10 protein-coding genes are annotated in these 13,849 nt (G+C 57.2%); 6 read left to right on the top strand and 4 right to left on the bottom strand.

Translation table 11 applies throughout. The annotated features are described in order from the left end of the window. Positions 1 to 37 precede the first annotated feature (37 nt). The 3 genes from ACFIOZ_RS15940 to ACFIOZ_RS15930 form a co-directional block, all read right to left on the bottom strand. Entirely contained in the window at positions 38 to 1,225 is a 1,188-nt protein-coding gene (locus tag ACFIOZ_RS15940; RefSeq protein WP_386084109.1) for a PQQ-dependent sugar dehydrogenase, read from the bottom strand. Between the two features lie 83 nt (positions 1,226 to 1,308). Continuing rightward, entirely contained in the window at positions 1,309 to 2,184 is an 876-nt protein-coding gene (locus ACFIOZ_RS15935; RefSeq protein ID WP_386079593.1) for an AEC family transporter, read from the bottom strand. A gap of 78 nt (positions 2,185 to 2,262) precedes the next feature. Continuing rightward, positions 2,263 to 3,177 (bottom strand): LysR family transcriptional regulator, encoded by a 915-nt coding sequence (locus ACFIOZ_RS15930; protein ID WP_386079591.1) that lies wholly within the window; start codon positions 3,175 to 3,177, stop codon positions 2,263 to 2,265. 215 nt (positions 3,178 to 3,392) lie between these two features. Between ACFIOZ_RS15930 and ACFIOZ_RS15925 the strand changes: the two genes are divergently transcribed. Next, positions 3,393 to 5,357 (top strand): ligand-gated channel protein, encoded by a 1,965-nt coding sequence (locus ACFIOZ_RS15925; RefSeq protein ID WP_386079590.1) that lies wholly within the window; start codon positions 3,393 to 3,395, stop codon positions 5,355 to 5,357. A 179-nt stretch (positions 5,358 to 5,536) separates the two neighbouring features. Here the strand turns inward: ACFIOZ_RS15925 and ACFIOZ_RS15920 are convergent, their stop codons facing one another. Continuing rightward, the gene (locus tag ACFIOZ_RS15920; protein ID WP_386079588.1) at positions 5,537 to 7,669 is read right to left on the bottom strand and encodes a TonB-dependent receptor domain-containing protein; all 2,133 of its coding nucleotides are present in this window, start codon (positions 7,667 to 7,669) and stop codon (positions 5,537 to 5,539) included. A 307-nt stretch (positions 7,670 to 7,976) separates the two neighbouring features. On the opposite strand from ACFIOZ_RS15920, the gene ACFIOZ_RS15915 reads away from it, so the two are divergent. The 5 genes from ACFIOZ_RS15915 to ACFIOZ_RS15895 all read left to right on the top strand — a co-directional run bounded on the left by ACFIOZ_RS15915 (position 7,977) and on the right by ACFIOZ_RS15895 (position 13,846). After that, positions 7,977 to 8,912 (top strand): ABC transporter substrate-binding protein, encoded by a 936-nt coding sequence (locus ACFIOZ_RS15915; RefSeq protein WP_386084107.1) that lies wholly within the window; start codon positions 7,977 to 7,979, stop codon positions 8,910 to 8,912. Between the two features lie 56 nt (positions 8,913 to 8,968). Further along, positions 8,969 to 9,937, top strand: coding sequence for a FecCD family ABC transporter permease (locus tag ACFIOZ_RS15910; RefSeq protein WP_386079587.1), 969 nt, complete (start codon positions 8,969 to 8,971; stop codon positions 9,935 to 9,937). Between the two features lie 83 nt (positions 9,938 to 10,020). Then, complete coding sequence (locus ACFIOZ_RS15905) at positions 10,021 to 11,118, top strand: FecCD family ABC transporter permease (RefSeq protein ID WP_386084106.1); 1,098 nt, start codon at positions 10,021 to 10,023, stop codon at positions 11,116 to 11,118. After that, a complete protein-coding gene (locus tag ACFIOZ_RS15900) occupies positions 11,115 to 11,930 on the top strand; it encodes an ABC transporter ATP-binding protein (protein ID WP_386079585.1) in 816 nt (271 codons plus the stop codon). The genes ACFIOZ_RS15905 and ACFIOZ_RS15900 overlap by 4 nt, the downstream gene beginning before the upstream one ends. A gap of 86 nt (positions 11,931 to 12,016) precedes the next feature. Beyond that, positions 12,017 to 13,846 (top strand): ABC transporter ATP-binding protein, encoded by a 1,830-nt coding sequence (locus tag ACFIOZ_RS15895; protein ID WP_386079584.1) that lies wholly within the window; start codon positions 12,017 to 12,019, stop codon positions 13,844 to 13,846. The last annotated feature ends 3 nt before the right edge of the window (positions 13,847 to 13,849 follow it).

Here is a 13,849-nt window from a genome sequence, read left to right as displayed (position 1 = left end):
TGTTAATACGGTTTAGTATCAGCGGGTGAGTGGAGTGCTACTGGTCTGTTGGCGCCAGGCGATACAAGCCGCCCTGTGGATCATCAGTCAGCAGATAAATAGCGCCATCAGGGCCTTGGCGCACATCCCGAATACGGCCTACTTCACCCTGTAAAATCAGCTCCTCTTCGGCGACCCGGCCCTCATCTAGGCGCAAACGCAGCAGTTTCTCGCTACCTAAGCCGCCGGCTAATAAGCTGCCCTGCCACTCGCCGAAGGCTTCACTGGTGACTTCGGCAAGCCCGGCAGGGGCAAAGCGGCCTTCAAAGAGGTACACGGGATCCTCCATGCCGGGTAACGAATCTTCGCCAATTGGCTCATTGGTCGCGTAGTCATTGCCCTGGCTGACGGTTGGCCAGCCATAATTGTTGCCCGCTTCGATATGATTCAGTTCGTCGCCGGTGCGGGGGCCGTGCTCAGATGCCCAGGCTTCGCCGTTACTGAGCACGGTCATGCCCTGAATATTGCGATTACCCATGGAGTAAATTTCGTCCAGCGTGGTGTCATCGCCGACAAAGGGGTTGTCATCTGGAACGCCGCCCGTTGCGGTAAGGCGCAGGGTAGAGCCTGCATGGTCATCGCTTGCCTGGGCGCGAGGTGGTTCACTGCCACGGTCACCAATACTCATCAGCAGGGTGCCGTCGGGCAGCCACGCTAACCTTGAGCCGTAGTGGCGGCCAGGCCCAGAAGCGCGATCCTGTTCAAACAAGTGCTCCACCTCACCCAGCCGGTCATTTTGCCATTTTACCCGCGATAATGCCGAGCGGCTGTTGTTGCCGTCGGGCTTACTCCAGGTGAAATAGATCCAGTCGTTGTCGCCTCCGCCGTTTCCCCCTTCAAAATCGGGGTGCAGAACTACATCTAACAGGCCGCCCTGGCCCCGAGTGCTCACTTCCGGTATGCCTTCCAGCGTATGGGCTTCACCGCTTTCGGGGTCGACGAGTTTCAGCTGCCCGCTGCGTTCGCTCACCAGGTAGCGGCCATCGGGTAGAAACGCCACCGCCCATGGGTGCTCGAACCCATCAGCAATGCGCTCAATGGAGAGCGTTAGGTGGTCGGTCTCCAGTGATTCCTGAATAGTTTCCGCCTCTGCCGTGTTGATAGCGCTCGCCAGCACTAACCCACTGATCCCAGCCAAAACCGTCGGGTTCAGACGGGTAGGGTGGCTGTTGTTCATATAAAGCATAGCGTGCCCTCTGGTGAAATTAATCATTGGCATCCTTGCCATTAGTCTAGCAGTGACCCTATCGCCACGTAGGGGTTCCACTATTACATCAGCAGGGCAAGTAGCACTGGCAGGTAAAACAGTGCTAACAACGTTGAGCAGAAGACCAGGCTGGCCACATAGACGGGTTCGCGTTGAGCACGCTGAGCAAAGAGATAGTTGAAGACCGCGACCGGCATGCACATTTGCAGTACTAAAATGCTTTGCGCCAGAGGTGGAAGGCCCACCCAGCCAGCGATCAGCCAGGCGACACCGGCGGCGAGCGGCACTCGCACCAGGCTAAACCCTAGCCCTGAGCGCAGATTCTTCACCTGAATGCTGGCCAGTGATACGCCCAGAGTAATGAGCATGAGCGGTACCGTGAACCCTGACATCAAGTCCACCGTATTGGCCAACCAGGGCGGCAGGGCAGTGTCTGTCAGCAGTAGCGCCATGGAGATGGCGATGGCGTACACCGTGGGGGTTTTGACAAGGGTTTTTAGCGGGTTGCCCTGACTATTCAGTACGGCACCTAAGGTGAACTGAAAGAGCGATACGGTCACCATCACCGTAATGCCGTAGGCAAACCCAGCACTACCAAAGGCATAGAGCACCACAGGTAAGCCCATGTTGCCGGTATTGGGGTACATCATGGGGGCAAGTAAAACCCGCCAGCTACGGCGCAACAGTTTTGCCACCAAAAAAGTCGCGGCCCCCATGGTGAGGATCACTAACGCGGCGGCCAGCATGGTTTGGCCAAAGGTGGTGGCATCAATATCGGCACCCGCAAGAGAGGCCAATACCAGTGAGGGCGTACCAATGTTAAATACCAGCCGGGTAATAAAGTCGACCGGATAGGGGTGTCCTAAGCGTACCCACAGGTAGCCGAGCCCTGCGCCAGCCAGCACGGGCGCCATGACGGCAAAAAGTTCGGCAAGCATTGGCTGTCCTTGGCAATCGTGAGCCGCCCATTGTCGTTAATAAGCGGGCTAACTGGCAAGGCAAACACTCGAATTAACCTACACCGTCGCGGCTGGCATGCGCCAAGGTGCGGGCACTTGGCTACGTAAAAACTCTAACAGGGCGTGGGTACGGCGGGTCTGGTGACCGTAAGCATAGAGCAGCGTGATAGGGAGTGGCACCGGCTCCCAGCCGGGCAGGCAGTTAATCAGCTCGCCTGGATGGTGCTGTTCACGTTTTTCGGTTAACCAGTGTGAGAGCAAGCCGATACCCTGGCTGCGAGCAATGGCGTCTATATGCAGGGTAGTGAGATCTACCCGCAGCCTTGAACGGGGTGGGTTAAAGGTGTACTGGCCATGCTCTGGATGAGTGAGCAGCAGCCCGTCAGAGGCTGTGCCCAACAGGTCTATCCAGGCATGCTGGTTCAGCTCATCAGGATGGTGCGGCGTGCCAGCCGCTGCTAAATAGTGTGGGCTAGCATAAAGCCCGCGGGATAGATGGCCCAGGCGCTCCTGGTTTAGCCCGCACTCGTGAGTCGGCCCAAGCCAGACATGCACGCTATTACTGTGCATTTTAGTGGGCGGCGTTTCCCTGGTGTGTAGCGTTAGCTCTACCTTAGGGTGACGATTTAAGAATGCATCAATAGCACTGGCTAACCAGCTGCGCGCCAGGGCACCGTGCACTTCAAGGGTAATTTCGCCGCTAATCTCCTCACGCAGTTCAGCCAGTGCCTCCTGGCTATGCGCCGCCATTGCCAAAAGCTCGGTGCAGTAGTTATGAAATAGCAGCCCCGCTTCGGTGGGAATTAAGCGGTTGGCCTGGCGGCGCAGCAGCGGCTGGTTAAGCCGGGATTCAAGCTGGCTGATGCGCCTGCTAAGGGTCGATTTGGCTAACCCTAACTTTTGCGCGCTGCGTGTCAAACTGCCCGTGGTCATCACATCGGCAAAGGCGGTCAGTTCGTCAAAGTCATACATGGTCAGGCCCACGGGAAAAGGGTGAACGCTAATTGTGCCACTGTTTGGTACGAATGAAAATAATAGGCATTTGTGTTACGGTATGCTGAACGAACCGTATCACCCCAATGTGCAAAGAGTGTGTAAAAATATTAATGCTAATAATTCGCATTTAATAGAGCGAATGCTTATCCACATTGCTCACACACTTCTCAAACACTATGAAGGACGAAGTTATGTCTCCCTGTTTGCGCCGTACGCTGCTGGCCAGCGCTATCTCTTCGCTTGCCAGTAGTGCTCTTTGGGCACAAGAAGCGCCCCGCTTAGACGATATGGTGGTAACCGCGTCAGGTTTTGAACAGCAGATTACCAATGCCCCTGCGTCTATCAGCGTGGTTTCCCGCGAAGAGTTGGAACAAGGCCACTATCAAAGTGTTACCGATGCGCTACGCGATGTGCCCGGTGTGATTGTCACCGGCGGCGGGAGAGGGGATAACGGCCAGGATATCTCCATTCGCGGCATGCCCTCCCAGTACACCCTGATATTGGTCGATGGTCGCCCGCAAAATTCCCGCGAGTCTCGCCCTAATGGCGATGCGGGGTTTGAACAAGACTGGCTGCCGCCGTTACAGGCCATTGAACGTATTGAAGTAGTGCGTGGGCCGATGTCGACGCTCTACGGCTCTGACGCCATTGGCGGGGTCATCAATGTGATAACCCGCAAGGTGGCTCAGCAGTGGCACGGCAATGTGCAACTCGACACCGTGCTTCAGGAAGATAGCGACTCCGGCGATAGCCGCCAGGCCAACTTTTATCTCAGCGGCCCGTTGGTAGGCGACCGTTTAGGGCTTCAGCTCTACGGACGCACCTCTCAGCGTGACGAAGACACTATTCTTAACGGCTACGAAGATAAAAGCCTGCAAAGTCTTACTGCACGGCTGAGTTTTGCGGCGACTGATAACCATGACGTTACTTTTGAGGCGGGTATTACCGAGCAGGAGCGCGAATCACTGATGGGCAACTCGGCGCCATCCGAGGGCTGTCGCGGCGGCTGCTCCGATAGTTTTAATGAGTTCACCCACCAGCATGTCGCTGTGACCCATAGTGGTCGCTTCGAGTGGGGCACCAGCGAAACCTATCTGCAGCGTGAACGTAGCGAAAACAAATCGCGGGATATTGAAATCACCAACACCACCGCTAAAACCAGTACGGTCATTCCGCTAGGCATGCATATGCTGACGGTAGGCGCTAGCTACGAGGAGGAGTCGCTTGACGACAGTACGACGAATCAACTGCCTAGCTCTGATCGTAGTGAGATTGAGAACAGCCAGTGGGCCCTCTTTGTGGAAGATGAGTGGATGCTCACCGATGCTTGGGCACTGACCGGCGGGGTGCGTATTGATGACGACGATAACTACGGCAGCCACCTCAGCCCGCGGCTTTACAGCGTATGGAGTATGACGCCTGACTGGACGTTGAAAGGCGGCGTTTCGACCGGTTATCGGGCGCCCAACCTGCGCGAGATCACCTCCGACTGGGGGCAGGTCAGCCGCGGGGGGAATATCTACGGTAACCCTGATCTTGAGCCAGAGACCTCGCTCAATAAAGAGTTGGCCCTGCTTTATGCCAACGATAGGGGCTTGAGCGGCGGCGTCACGCTGTTCCATAACGACTTTGACGATAAAATTACCCGCATTGCTTGTCCTATCGATATCTGCACGGATGGCGCTAACCAGTTTGGCAGCGACCCGACTTATCGCGTTAACGTTGATGAAGCGGTGACTCAGGGCGTAGAGGCGAGTGTGGCTGCGCCGTTAACCGATACCGTTGAGCTAACGGCCAGCTACACCTATACCGATAGCGAGCAAAAAAGCGGTGAGTATGCCGGTGAGCCGTTAACACAACTGCCTAAGCACCAGGTATCCGCTTCGTTGGATTGGCAAGTCTCTGCCAAGTTGAGCCAATGGACAAAAGTCACTTATCGCGGCGAAGAGAGTCAACCGACTACCGGCCCTTCGAGCAGTTCCATTGTGGCTCCTTCCTACACCTTTGTAGATGCAGGCGTTGGCTACCAGCTCAGTGAGACGACTCAACTCAATGCGGGTATCTACAACCTGTTCGACGAAACGATCAACTACGACGAGTACGGCTATGTAGAAGACGGTCGTCGGGTTTGGTTAGGCCTTAATGTTGCCTTCTAAGGGCTAGCTGGCTGTCATAAGCGCAACACTGAAGCGGCTATCCCAGCGATAGCCGCTTTTTTAGCGGCTTAGGAAAGGGGGAGGGTGCAGGGCGCGGAAACAAAAAAGCCCCAGCGCATGGCCGGGGCAGAAAGAGAAGATCAAAACAGAACATCGAAACAGTAGCGAGCTGAAACCGATTAGAACTCGTAGCGGGCAGAGAGCCACAGACGGCGGCCCTCTTCGCTATTGGCGTAAACGTTGCCAAAGCTGGTGCCATCGCCGTAAGCACGGTAGTCAACAAAGTCTTTGTCAAACAGGTTGTAGATCGTCGCGCTCAGATTAAGCTGATTGGTGACCGCGTAATTACCGCCCAAGTGAAACAGCGAATAGGCTTTAAAGTCGCCCAGGTCATCAAACGAGGGGGCACCGCGGACGCGTTCGCGGTTACGGTAGCGTTCGCTGCGGTACTCTGCTGAGAGCCAGGTATCCAGCTTTGCCGTTGTCTGCCAGCGCAGGGTGGCATTAATGGCGTGTTCCGGGGTATCCGTCAGCGGCTCGCCCTTGTTATCGCCACTCTTCTGTTCGCTATCGGTGTAGGTGTAGTTGGCATTAATGCGCCAATCAGGGGCGAATTGGTAGCCGGTAGAGAGTTCCACCCCCTGGGTGATCGCCTCGTCGACGTTGACCTGTTGGCTGTAAAGGCCGTCAGGAATCAGCGGGTCGTTTTCCACCAGTATATCGCTGCCGCTGGCAATCTTATCGTCAAACTGGTTGTGGAACAGCGTGGCGCTGGCAGTGAAACCCTGTTGGTTATCGTAATGCGCACCGATCTCGCTGCTGGTGCTGGTTTCCGGCTCAAGATCCGGGTTACCAATCGTGAGTATTGTGCCCTGACCGGTTACCCCGTTAATGCCGTCATGTAGGTCATTAAGCGTGGGCGTTTTATAGCCCCGGCTTACGCCACCTTTGAGTGTCCAGTTGGGCGTCGTGTTCCACACCAAGTAGCCGCGCGGGCTAAACTGACTGCCGAAGGCATCGTGGTGATCGTAGCGGCCGCCCAGGGTTAGCGCTAAATCGTCCCGTAGCAGCCACTCATCTTCGGCAAACAGCGACCAGGTAGTCTGCTCAAAGGTTTCACCGGCCAAGCCATCGTCAAGCTCCGCATCCCACCACTGCATACCCACGGTGGCAATGTGATTGTCTAGCGGCATGATGAACTTGCTGTCGAGCACGGTATTAGTGGTTTCAAGCTCCCGCGGGGCACCGCCGACAATGCTGGGAAAACCTTCATACGCGACGCCCGTATCACCTGGGATGGTGCGGCCTTTGGTTTCGGTGGTGTTGCGCATCAGGCTGGATTCCAGGGTGCCCGAGGCAAAGCGGCCGGTATGGCCAATGGCGATCTGCTCGCGCTCAAAACGGAGCTCATCCGCATAGCCGTTGGCGCTGCCAGGGTCGGGCGCACAGCTACGAGTGCGGCCATCCAGGGTGCCTAGCTGGCACTCATCGTTGTCGTAGCGCTGGCGGCTCACTTCACCATCCAACCATAGGTCGTGGCTGTCAGTGGGTGTCCAGGTTAGCTTGCCGCCCAGGCTGTAGGTATCGCCTTCCACTGGGCTAGGGCCGCGCTGGTCGACTTCTATAGAGTCACCGTTGTTGTCGGTATAGGTAAGCTCGGAAGCGTCGCGCTCATAAACCCGCCCGCGCAGTTGAAGGCCCAGAGTATCTTCGACCAGAGGGCCACTGGTATAGAGATTGATCTCGCGACGGTCGCCAAAATCGCGATCTTCGTTAAAGGTATTTTCGACCCCAACAGAGCCTGTCCACTCGCGGCCCACCCGACGGGTAATAATATTGATGACACCGCCCATGGCGTCAGAGCCATACAGTGTCGACATCGGCCCACGAATCACCTCAATGCGCTCGATGCTGGAAATGGGTGGAAAGAAGCTGGTGGAGGTTTCGCCAAAGCCGTTGGGGGTCACGCTGCCTGCCGCGTTTTGACGGCGGCCGTCAATCAGGATCAACGTATAGTCGCTGGGCATGCCACGGATACTAATGTTGCGTCCACCGGTTTTACCCACCGCGCCACCCACATCCACCCCTTCAACGTCTCGCAAGGCATCGGCAATGCTGGTAACCCGTTTACGCGAAAGCTCCTCGCGGGAGATCACCGAGATACTGGCAGGCGCGTCGACCATTGCCTGTTCAAAGCCGCTGGCCGAGACAACGATGTTGTCCAGCTGTTGACCCTCTTGGGCGGAGGCGGTGCCTGCAGAAACAGCGAGTGTGACGGCGCTAGCGAGAACAGAGCGGGTAAAGCGTGGCATGTCATTCCCCTTGGTGACGATAATTATTAGCTAATGATACTAATTGTCAAATAGGGGCGAGAGTCTAAAAAGAAAAGTTCCCAAACGCGAGGGTATGATCATCGAACGTTGCGTTGCACAAACTGAAACATGCGTGCGGCAAAGGTTGTGGTGGAAGGGTTGCACAAAATGGAACACGCTATTCCCAGGAATAGTAGTGCAAGTGTTTTTGAGAATCGTTATTATCCGTTGCAATGTATCGTATCGAGAGAAACTTATGTTTGTTAAAACTGTGCTGATGAAAACGGCGCTGGATAAAACGACCTCAATGACAGCTACCCTCACTAAAGGTGCGCGTTTAGGCGTGGTCAGCGTTCTGCTAAGCGCTTTAGTGGCAGGCACCGCGCAAGCGCGCACGCTGGATACCGCCTTTGGTGATGTAGAGGTGGAGGGAACTCCTGAGCGGGTTGTGACCCTTTACGAAGGCGCACTGGATGCTGCCCTAGCGGCCGGCATTACACCATTAGGCGCCGTCACCACGCGCGGTGGCGATAACGTCGCCGAGTATGTGGAGGCCCATTTGGGCGATGATCGTCCCGCCATTATGGGCGTTGTTAGGGAAATCAATATTGAAGCCGTGCTGGCGCAGCAGCCGGATCTGATTTTGGCGCCCGCCCAGCTTTCCGATGAGCAGTACCAACTGCTTTCACGTATTGCGCCAACCGTTGTGCCGCATACCCAGCCGTTAGCCGCGGATAACTGGGAAGCTGAGGCGCGACTTTACGGCGAAGCGTTAAACCGTGAAGAAGCGATCGAAAAAGCTATTGCCGCGGTAGATCAACGCACCGCAGAGCTGGCTGAAGCGTTAGCCGCTGCTGACGTAAGCGGCACCGCCTTTTTAGTGCGCTGGATGCCGGGTGGCCCGATGGTAATGTCGGAAAACCTGATTGCCACTGGACTGCTGGATCGGGTTGGCCTGGATGTACAAGGTGCGGATCTGATTGGCGAGCGGGGCGTACACAGCGATGTGCTCAGCCTGGAAAACCTTGCCCAAGTAGATGACGACTGGCTATTCCTGGCAACCCTCAATGAAGATGGTCAACAAGCCTTGGACGCCGCGAAACAGAGCCCTGCGTTCACTCGCCTTAACGTGGTTCAGCGAGAGCAGGTGGTGCCAGTGAATGGCCAGCTATGGAGCAGTGCCAATGGCCCACTGGCCGCGCAAGCCATTCTTGATGATATAGAGGCTGCGCTGTTGCCGTGACGGTTCCTCGTTTTGCAACGCCTGGAGTTGCCAGGCGTTCCAGCCATCGTACGTTAATGCTGTTACTACTCACCGCCCTTGTGGCGGTGAGTGTCGTTAGTTTATTGATGGGTGCAGGCAGCGTTGGCCCACTGCGGGTGCTGGCGCTACTAGGTGGCGTACAGGACAGTGAGGCGAGTTTCATTGTCTGGGAGCTGCGCGCACCGCGTACTCTCATTGGCATTGTGGTGGGCATGGCACTGGGGGTAGCAGGGGCGTTATTACAAGCGGTGGCGCGCAATCCGCTGGCTGAACCGGGGCTTTTAGGCGTTAGCGCGGGGGCGGCGTTTGCCGTGGCGCTGGCCTTGGTTCTGGGGGCCAGCGCCGCCACTCTGCGCATTTCAGTCGCACAGCTCGGCGCCTTGGTGGGCTGTGTCTGCGTGTTAAGCGTGGCGCGCTTTCGCGGTGTGGGTAACGACCCTATAAGGTTAGTGCTTGCCGGAGCGGCATTTTCTGGCCTGCTGGCATCATTAAGCTCATTGATGCTGCTTTATGACCAGCGTGCCGCCGATGAAATTCGTTTCTGGGTAATTGGCAGCTTAGCCGGCCGCCGCTTGGATGATCTGCTTGCCGTTCTGCCCAGTATGCTGGTGGCGTCAGTGATAGTTGCTCTGATTGCTCGGCCGTTAGCTGCGCTAGCTCTAGGCGAGCGGGTTGCTTCTGGTTTAGGCCACCACCCCAACCTTATTCGTTGGCTGGTCGTCGCGTGCGTAGCGCTATTAGTTGGCGCTGCAACTGCTATCGCGGGGCCAATTTCCTTTGTGGGGTTGGTGGTGCCGTTTGTCGCCCGTGCGTTTGCCGGGCCTGATATTCGTCGCACGCTGCTGTTTTGCCTGCCCATCGGGCCGTTGATGGTACTCGCTGCAGATATCATCTCCCGCGTGGTGGTTGCGCCTTCGGAACTACCGCTGGGCGTGCTCACTGCGCTATGCGGTGCCCCCGTATTAATAGCAGTCGTGCGTGCGCGCCGCTTACCGATGTTATGAGTGGGTTTATGAAAACCCCAGCTATTCGTTCTTCAGCTATTCATTCTTCAAATGCCAGAGCCTTATCTGAACAACCCACCGCTATGTCTGTTGATTATGAAGCTCAGTCGAGAGAGGAGGTAAATGGCAGCATAATGCCTCCGCAGGGGTACTGGCGATTTGCTTGGCGAAGTCGGCGCGGTGCGAACAGCCTGCTGTTTGAGCAGCGTGCGGTGGCGGTTAATCTGTTGCTGTTTGGCACGTTACTACTTGCCTGTGTTGTTTACCTAAGCCTGGGCAGCGTTAAGGTGGCACCATTAGTAGTGCTGCAAGCGCTGCTGGGCAATGCGGATATGATGGCGAGTTTTGTGGTGCAAGAACTACGTCTACCACGTTTGGCCGCCGCCTGCAGTACCGGGGCGGCCTTCGCATTAGCGGGCATTCTAATGCAGACCCTGGCCCGCAATCGCCTGGCAACACCCGGGATTATCGGCATTGATAATGGTGCGACTGCGTTTGCGGTGGCTTCAATAGTGGGTGTCGGCTTTACCATCGCGCCTCCTGCCATGGCGCTAGCTGGGGCGACCACCGCCGCGGTACTTACTTTTGGTTTAGCCGCAGGCAACGGTACCCAGGGTTACCGCTTTATCGTCGCGGGTATTGGCGTGGGCGCGGTGTTTGGCGCGGTGACTCAACTAATGCTGGCACGAGTCGCGATTGATACTGCCAATGCCGCCTACCCATGGACAGTGGGATCGCTCAATGCCCGCCCCAGCGGGGCGCTTCAATTACTCATGCTTGGGCTAGTGTTAGGGCTGGCCACGGCATTGGCGCTAGCTCGTTCGCTAACGCTGCTGCGTTTCAAGGATGCCACCGCCAGCGGGTTAGGCGTGAACGTCAAGCGGCGTCGGTTGGAAGTGTTGCTGCTATCTGTGGCGTTGACTGGTTTGGCGGTGGCTGTGGCAGGCCCGGTGGGCATGGTGGGGTTGATTGGCCCGGAGATTGCTCGTTCGCTGTCGAGTTCGCGCAGCGTGCCTATTTTGGCGGCTACGCTGGCGGGGGCGCTGGTGATGGTGCTCGCCGACCTGGCCGGGCGTACGCTGCTGGCACCTATTGAGATTCCTGTCGGTATCGTTACCGCTGTGGTCGGCGGGCCTTGGTTACTTTGGATATTAATGCGTCCCCAACGGAGTTTTACATGAGCCAATCCCCTGCGTCGCCAATCCCCTCTCTGGCTACCCAGGCACTGGGCATGAGCTATGGCTCACGGCAGGTGATTGAGGGCTTGAATATCACCCTGCCCAGCGGCCAAGTCACCGCCATTGTGGGCCCCAACGGCTGCGGTAAATCAACGCTGCTGGCCGGGCTTGCGCGGCTGCATAAGCCCGATAGCGGCGCTGTATTGCTGGATGGCGCCGATATTCAGCGCCTGCCCACCCGCCAACTGGCGACCCAACTGGCGCTACTGCCCCAGGAGGCCGTGGCGCCGGAAGGGCTCGCCGTGACCGAGTTAATCCGCTTTGGTCGCCAGCCCCACCAGGGCTGGCTGCGCCAGTGGTCAGCAGAAGACCAGCACGTAGTGCAGCACGCCCTGGCGGCGGCAGGGCTTGAACAACTCGCTGACAGACCCATTGATGCGCTCTCCGGCGGCCAGCGGCAGCGCGCCTGGATTGCCATGACCATCGCCCAACAAACCCCGCTGCTGTTGCTGGATGAGCCCACGTCGGCGCTGGATCTGGGTCACCAGATCGAAGTGTTCGAACTGGTTAAGCACCTTGCCCAGCATGGCCGCACCGTGGTGATGGTGCTTCACGATCTCGCCAGCGCTTGCCGCTATGCTGACCATCTTATCGCCATGCGCGAAGGGCAGATCGTGGCGGAAGGGCCGCCCGCTCAGGTGGTGACGCCTGATCTGGTGCGTACGCTCTATCAAGTAGAGTGCACGCTGCTGCTAGACCCCGATACCGGCAGCCCGCTGCTGGCCAATGTGCGACGCAGCATGGCACCCGCTTAACTCCCAAGCATTAACGCGTTGAGCCTGAGCATTGAATTCATTACGCTAGCGCCTACCTATTTGGCCTACAACAACCTCAGTAAGGAATGCTCGTGGCTCCTTCTCCGCCCCGTTCTAAGAATCAGAGCTTTCAAGCCCTGGTGCGGCTACTCCGCTACGCTAAAGGCTATCGTCGGCGCATTATTGCCGCCACTACCTGTTCGGTGATCAACAAGCTATTTGATATTGCCCCGGAAATTCTGATTGGCGTGGCCATTGATGTCGTGGTTAACCAAGAGCAGAGCTTTGTCGCCAGCCTGGGGTTTGAAACACCCCAACAGCAGATCACCATGCTAGCGGTGCTGACGTTTGTTATCTGGGCAGGGGAGTCGCTGTTTGAGTACCTGTTCCAAATTCTGTGGCGTAACTTAGCCCAACGCTTACAAGCGGATATGCGCCAAGATACCTACGAGCACGCTCAGCGGTTGGATATGGCGTTTTTCGAGTCGAAAAGCTCTGGCCAGTTGGTGGCCACCATGAACGATGATGTCAACCAGCTTGAGCGTTTCCTGGACGGCGGGGCGAATTCTATTATTCAGGTGGTCGTCACCGTGGTGGCGGTAGGCGCGGTCTTCTTTGTGCTTTCGCCATTGATTGCGCTGCTGGCGTTTACGCCTATCCCGCTGATTATCTGGGGCGCGTTCTTCTTCCAGCGTAAAGCCGGGCCGCTGTATAGCGATGTGCGCGAAAAGGTTGGGGATCTAGCCAGCCGTTTATCCAATAACCTCAGCGGCATTGCGACGATTAAAAGCTTTACCAGCGAAGATCGCGAAGCCGAGCGCCTGCGGGATGCCAGCGAAGCCTACGTAGACGCCAACAGACGGGCGATCAAGGTGAGCTCCGCGTTTATTCCGGTCATCCGCATGGCGATTTTGGCCGGTTTTCTTGCCACCTTTACCGTGGGCGGCATGATGGCGCTCAACGGCTCGCTGAACGTGGGCGCTTACGGCGTGCTGGTGTTTTTGACCCAACGCCTGCTCTGGCCTTTGACCGGCCTGGCTCAAGTGATCGACCTGTTCGAGCGCGCCATGGCCAGCACCCGTCGGATTCTTGACCTGCTCGAAGTGCCGATTACCGTTAAAGATGACAGCACCACACCGCTTACCCAGCCGGTGCGCGGCGAGGTGACGGTAGACAATGTGAGCTTTCACTACGCCACCAGCGGCGTTGGGGTTGATGGTATTCACCTGCACGTGCCCGCAGGTAATACCCTGGCGCTGGTGGGGGCGACGGGCTCGGGGAAATCCACTCTGATCAAACTGCTGCTGCGCTTTTATGACCCCGAAAACGGCTGCGTGCTCATAGATGGGCAGCCCATCACCGAAGTGAGTATGAACTCACTGCGCCAATCGATTGGTTTGGTCAGCCAGGATGTTTACCTGTTCGAAGGCAGCATTCGCGACAATATCGCCTACGGCAAGCCGGACGCCGACGAAGCCGCGATTGTGGATGCCGCCAAAACCGCTGAAGCGTGGAGCTTTATCGAAACGCTGCCTCAAGGCTTGGACACACCGGTAGGCGAGCGGGGCGTAAGGCTTTCCGGTGGCCAACGCCAACGGCTTTCACTGGCCAGGGCACTGCTTAAAGACCCGCCTATCTTGGTGCTGGATGAAGCCACCAGCGCGGTGGACAACGAAACCGAAGCGGCCATTCAGCGTTCGCTAAAACGCATCGCTCATGGCCGCACGGTGATTATGATTGCCCACCGGCTCTCCACCATTGTGCACGCCGATGAGATCGTGGTGATCGAGAAAGGCCAAGTGGCTGAGCGCGGCAGCCACTCAAGCCTGTTGGCAGCTAACGGCCACTACGCCGCCCAGTGGCGGGTGCAAACCGGCGAAGCCCAGGTAGGGGATATGGAAGTACTCAGTCGTTAATCT

This window comes from Vreelandella sp. F11 (assembly GCF_042466685.1).
GTDB lineage: Bacteria > Pseudomonadota > Gammaproteobacteria > Pseudomonadales > Halomonadaceae > Vreelandella.
Note: the sequence above shows the minus strand (reverse complement) of the source record. Positions and strands in the feature narration are given on the sequence as shown.

Bases quoted from the DNA above. Each gene is read 5' to 3' on its own strand.
- ACFIOZ_RS15940 (WP_386084109.1), bottom strand. From the start codon at position 1,225: ATGCTTTATATGAACAACAGCCACCCTACCCGTCTGAACCCGACGGTT.
- ACFIOZ_RS15935 (WP_386079593.1), bottom strand. From the start codon at position 2,184: ATGCTTGCCGAACTTTTTGCCGTCATGGCGCCCGTGCTGGCTGGCGCA.
- ACFIOZ_RS15930 (WP_386079591.1), bottom strand. From the start codon at position 3,177: ATGTATGACTTTGACGAACTGACCGCCTTTGCCGATGTGATGACCACG.
- ACFIOZ_RS15925 (WP_386079590.1), top strand. From the start codon at position 3,393: ATGTCTCCCTGTTTGCGCCGTACGCTGCTGGCCAGCGCTATCTCTTCG.
- ACFIOZ_RS15920 (WP_386079588.1), bottom strand. From the start codon at position 7,669: ATGCCACGCTTTACCCGCTCTGTTCTCGCTAGCGCCGTCACACTCGCT.
- ACFIOZ_RS15915 (WP_386084107.1), top strand. From the start codon at position 7,977: ATGACAGCTACCCTCACTAAAGGTGCGCGTTTAGGCGTGGTCAGCGTT.
- ACFIOZ_RS15910 (WP_386079587.1), top strand. From the start codon at position 8,969: ATGCTGTTACTACTCACCGCCCTTGTGGCGGTGAGTGTCGTTAGTTTA.
- ACFIOZ_RS15905 (WP_386084106.1), top strand. From the start codon at position 10,021: ATGTCTGTTGATTATGAAGCTCAGTCGAGAGAGGAGGTAAATGGCAGC.
- ACFIOZ_RS15900 (WP_386079585.1), top strand. From the start codon at position 11,115: ATGAGCCAATCCCCTGCGTCGCCAATCCCCTCTCTGGCTACCCAGGCA.
- ACFIOZ_RS15895 (WP_386079584.1), top strand. From the start codon at position 12,017: ATGCTCGTGGCTCCTTCTCCGCCCCGTTCTAAGAATCAGAGCTTTCAA.